The sequence below is a fragment of the Bartonella sp. AA89HNZF genome, from assembly GCF_042196905.1.
Taxonomy (GTDB): Bacteria; Pseudomonadota; Alphaproteobacteria; order Rhizobiales; family Rhizobiaceae; genus Bartonella.
Genome location: NZ_JBHIRD010000047.1, coordinates 1 through 4096 on the forward strand (window position 1 = coordinate 1; position 4096 = coordinate 4096).

8 protein-coding genes are annotated in these 4096 nt (G+C 37.8%); 4 read left to right on the top strand and 4 right to left on the bottom strand.

Annotated features, from left to right (window positions below; genetic code table 11):
- The 4 genes from ACFIN0_RS09420 to ACFIN0_RS09435 all read right to left on the bottom strand — a co-directional run.
- Window positions 1-223, bottom strand: a 223-nt coding sequence (locus ACFIN0_RS09420; RefSeq protein ID WP_375702413.1) for a hypothetical protein, incomplete at its 3' end; no start/stop codon positions are given.
- A complete protein-coding gene (locus ACFIN0_RS09425; RefSeq protein WP_375702414.1) occupies window positions 213-686 on the bottom strand; it encodes a crossover junction endodeoxyribonuclease RuvC in 474 nt (157 codons plus the stop codon). The genes ACFIN0_RS09425 and ACFIN0_RS09420, both read right to left, overlap by 11 nt.
- A gap of 220 nt (window positions 687-906) precedes the next feature.
- Window positions 907-1368: a hypothetical protein gene (locus ACFIN0_RS09430; protein WP_375702415.1), complete on the bottom strand. Its 462-nt coding sequence runs from the start codon at window positions 1366-1368 to the stop codon at window positions 907-909.
- Window positions 1369-1378: 10 nt separating this feature from the next.
- Window positions 1379-1696 carry a hypothetical protein gene (locus ACFIN0_RS09435; RefSeq protein ID WP_375702416.1) on the bottom strand — a complete coding sequence of 106 codons (318 nt, stop codon included), beginning with the start codon at window positions 1694-1696 and terminating at the stop codon, window positions 1379-1381.
- Window positions 1697-1802: 106 nt separating this feature from the next.
- Here ACFIN0_RS09435 and ACFIN0_RS09440 point away from each other — a divergent pair, with 106 nt between their 5' ends.
- The 4 genes from ACFIN0_RS09440 to ACFIN0_RS09455 all read left to right on the top strand — a co-directional run bounded on the left by ACFIN0_RS09440 (window position 1803) and on the right by ACFIN0_RS09455 (window position 4018).
- A complete protein-coding gene (locus tag ACFIN0_RS09440) occupies window positions 1803-2135 on the top strand; it encodes a hypothetical protein (protein ID WP_038473488.1) in 333 nt (110 codons plus the stop codon).
- Between the two features lie 217 nt (window positions 2136-2352).
- Entirely contained in the window at window positions 2353-2733 is a 381-nt protein-coding gene (locus tag ACFIN0_RS09445; protein ID WP_375702417.1) for a hypothetical protein, read from the top strand.
- Between the two features lie 113 nt (window positions 2734-2846).
- Window positions 2847-3539: a hypothetical protein gene (locus ACFIN0_RS09450; protein ID WP_375668669.1), complete on the top strand. Its 693-nt coding sequence runs from the start codon at window positions 2847-2849 to the stop codon at window positions 3537-3539.
- A gap of 14 nt (window positions 3540-3553) precedes the next feature.
- Window positions 3554-4018, top strand: coding sequence for a hypothetical protein (locus ACFIN0_RS09455; RefSeq protein ID WP_375702418.1), 465 nt, complete (start codon window positions 3554-3556; stop codon window positions 4016-4018).
- Window positions 4019-4096 lie beyond the last annotated feature (78 nt).

Here is a 4096-nt window from a genome sequence, read left to right on the forward strand (position 1 = left end):
TGAATCCACCTTCAATCAAGGAATTCAAAGCTGCTTCAAACTCTTCTACTGGATAACCAACCCAAAAAGCTAATACCCTTAAGTTCTTTAAAATAGGCTCACCAGTATGGAGCATTAAAAGTCGCAACATGACATAGATACATTTCTCGGTCGGCGACAAACAACCAAGAGTAAGAAGCCATCTGTCTGCAAAAAGCCTCGTCCATGGTAATTTACTGGACATACCCCAATTCCCTTTCTTTAACTAAATGTAAAATTGCTAAAGCATCTGCTTCATTATCATCACATGGCTTGTGCCCTTTAATACACATTGCCTCTATCATCTCTTCTTTCGACGCATTCCCCTTGCCTGTCGTCGCTTTCTTAATCGTACTTACCGGTATCCCCTCATACGGTATCTGATGATGTTCACACCACGCCGTTAATGTTGCTAATAAACCACCGTAAATATGCGCTGCATCGGTTCCAACATGACGCCTAACCTCTTCAAAATACACCGCGTCAATGCCACCGGCTGTCTGCTTTATTTCATTAAGCCATTGCTTAAAGCGTAAATAACGCATTCCACCGCCTTCAAAACGACGGGTTTGAAAATTAACAGTACCACTTATGATACCACCGTCCCCTCCACGTATCGCCCACCCCATCTTCGTACCTAGATCAAAGCAAAGGATTGTATGAAGCATAAAATAATCCTCAAAAAACAATTAAAGCTTCTTTTGGGACCTATTTCTTATCCCCTCATTCTTCCTAAGTTTATCCTCTAGATCCCATATTATTCTTTTTTGTTTAATTATCTCATCTGTAAGCTTTTCTGACTGTTTAAAATAGTGATAAACCTCATAGAGCAAATACAAATTAGTCGTTATGGAAAGAATTGTTGCTACTGTACTCATCTCTATCTCCTCACTTACCCTTCTTCTTACTCTTCTTATTCTTATGAGGCGGCGCTTTTACTGCTTCACCACGCTGTTTAAGCTCTTGTGTAAGTCTCTCAATTTCCTTATCACGCGATTGGACATCTGCTTCGAGTGTCATTACAACTTCACTTACATTTCTGAACGCCTTTTCATGCTCTTCAGTCTTTTGTTTCAGTTGTTTAATTTCCTCGTCACGTTCTTCAATCTCTTGCTTCAGTTGTTTAATTTCCTTGTCACGTTCTTCAAGATCCGCATCACATTCATCAATTGTCTGCTTGCTTTCCTTTAAATACCTAAACTCATTCTCTTTCATTTTTTTCTTAATATCTTGAACCTGCTCTTTAAGTGCTTTAACTTGATCGCGATAATGCAATGCAATACGAAACATCACTCCGCTTAAGAGCAAAACTGAAACCACTGCTATCCATAAAATTTCATTCGAACTCATCTTTATCTCCTTAATGCTGTAAAGTTTCTCCGGTGTGATCAACACCGCAGCTCTTGCAAATTTTCGACATTGGGGGGTGTTGCTCTTGCATTAATCTCTGCAAGCGCTCGGGATAAAAAAAATCTTCTGGACGCAAATCTATCCCATGATCTCGCGCATAATTTAAAAGCATAATTTGGTATTTAGCTGGTATAATGCCGCCTTTACCCTCTCGCTTTTCAAAAGGATAAGTCCATTTATAAACAGCAGATACATGGCATTGAGAAATCAACGACACGCGTTTTGCACCGCCTAAATACTTTATAATCGTAACTGCTGGAGTAATCATGTAATCCAAAATTTTCTGTCATATATTTACGTATTACGCAAATATAAACAAAATTTTCGTAATACGCAACATTGATTATTTAATAATTTTAAGAGAGAAAAATAAAATGGATTTTCAAAAGTTAATAAAAGTGTGGATTAATGAAAAATTAAATGAAATGGGGCATGGAAGCCGTAAGGCTTTAGGGCAACATTTAGGATTGAGTCCATCATCTATTACACGCTTATTATCGATTGATGACTCTGACTCTAAAGCCTACCGTGATATCACTGCAGAAGAGCTAGTGAATCTACACAGTTTCTTTAAGGAGTATCCTCCGTATCCGGCTTTAAGCAAAATAGATCAAGATTTTTATGATCTATATTCGTCTTGCAATGAAGAAGAACGGAGGGCAACTTTAGCGTTTCTTCATACTTTAATCGAATCAAAAAAGCGATAGTTGCTATTTTTTCTTCATTTGATAATTGTGAAAATTTTCTTTTTGCAATCTTATAGCCTTTCATAAAATCTCCAAATATCTATAAAAAATACACTAATCTAAATAAAATAATTTTCGTAATACGGTATTTTTTATATTGACATTACCGTAAAACGAAAATATGTTCACTCCATATCTTAGAAAATAACTTTTGCCAATAGGCTGTATGGAGGCATTTGTGAATAAACCAGTGTTTATAAATTCTGATGAAATTCTCTTAGTCATCTGCGAAAATGAAGAGCAAAATCTCGCTAAATCTGGTCCTTTATTAGAAGAAAAGGACATTATCAATTTTATCGACCAAACCGATAATGCTGTCCAAATTTTGCGCGTAGAACCAACGACTAATCGTTGCGAAGATATCTCTGAAGATATTGCTGAGTTTTATCTCAAACTACGTGAACAAAAGTGTTTTGATGGCAAAATACCGCATGACTTTATTCTACACAGCACAGCATACGGTTTTTTTTTAGATGATATAAAACAGCGCGAATATGATGATGCAATGTATGGTTCTTACGAAAAACAACACCGTTTGCGTCCTTGTGATGTGCTTTAAAAGCTAAAGGCGTTTTTAAAAGACGCCACCTTTTCAAAAAATTCACCACACAATGCAATGCCGTTCTTTTGCAAGAACGACAAAGGCAGAATCTAACTTAAAGGAGTAAAACCATGGAAAAAAAATACGAAATGACTGATGAAACAATCGAAGTTGGGGGCAAAACTCTCCACCGCATTCGTGCATTGAGAGACTTTGGAAGAGTCAAGAAAGGTGACGTTGGTGGTTTTATAGAGCATGAGGGTAATTTATCACATGATGGCAATTGCTGGGTTGGAGATAGTGCAAAGGTTTTTGGGAATGCCGAAGTCTATGCCAATGCACTAATCCAAGATTGTGCATTGGTTTATGATAACGCAACAATTTTCGATGATGCACAAATTTTGAGTGGTGCACACATTTTCAATCATGCAAAAGTTTACGGTAATGCCCGTGTTCACGTACTTGCAAAAATTTATGGGAACGCGAAAGTGTACGATAAAGCTTCTGTTTCTGGTAATGCACGAATATACCATGATGCAAAGATTGGCGGTAATGCAATAATTTCAAAGAACGCAGAAATTTTTGACGATGCTTGTGTTTTTGAATCCGCATTGATTGCAGATGATGCACGTGTTTTTGGAAAGGCTAAGGTTTATGGCAATGCCGCAATCCACCAAGGTGCACATGTTTCTGAAAAAGCTAAAATTGGCGGTCACGCAGAAATCTCTGGAAATGCCCGTGTGTTTGGTGGTGCACTAGTTTGCGAGAATGCCAAAGTAACCGGAAATACAAAAGTATCTGGAAATGACACTGTTTTAAGATAAGGGCGACTTAAACCATGGAAAAAAAATACGAACTTACTGATGAAACAATTGAGTTTGGGCGCAGAACGCTCCGCCGCATTCGTGCACTGAGAGACTTTGGATATGTCAAAAAAGGTGACCTAGGCGGTTTTATAGAAAAAGAGAGCAACTTAAGCCATAAGAGAGACTGTTGGATTTTTGGCAATGCACAAGTTTACGATAATGCCAAAGTTTATGATGATGCGCGGGTTTATGGGAATGCACAAATTTCTGGAAATGCACAAGTTTTTGATTATGCCGAAGTTGGTGGTGCTGATGTTGGAGATAATGCCAAGGTTTTTGACTATGCGCGGATTTATGGGAATTCTGTTATAGGGAAAAGTGTACACGTTTACGGAAATGCTAAAATTTACAATCAAGCATATATTTGCTGTCGTGTAAACATTGCTGGAAATTGTAAAATTAGTGGCTCCACCATAATCGAAGAACGTGAGAAATAGTAATCATGGAAAAGAAATACGAACTTACTGATGAAATAGACATCCTCTATCGTCGACCAGTTCGTCGCATTCGTGCAC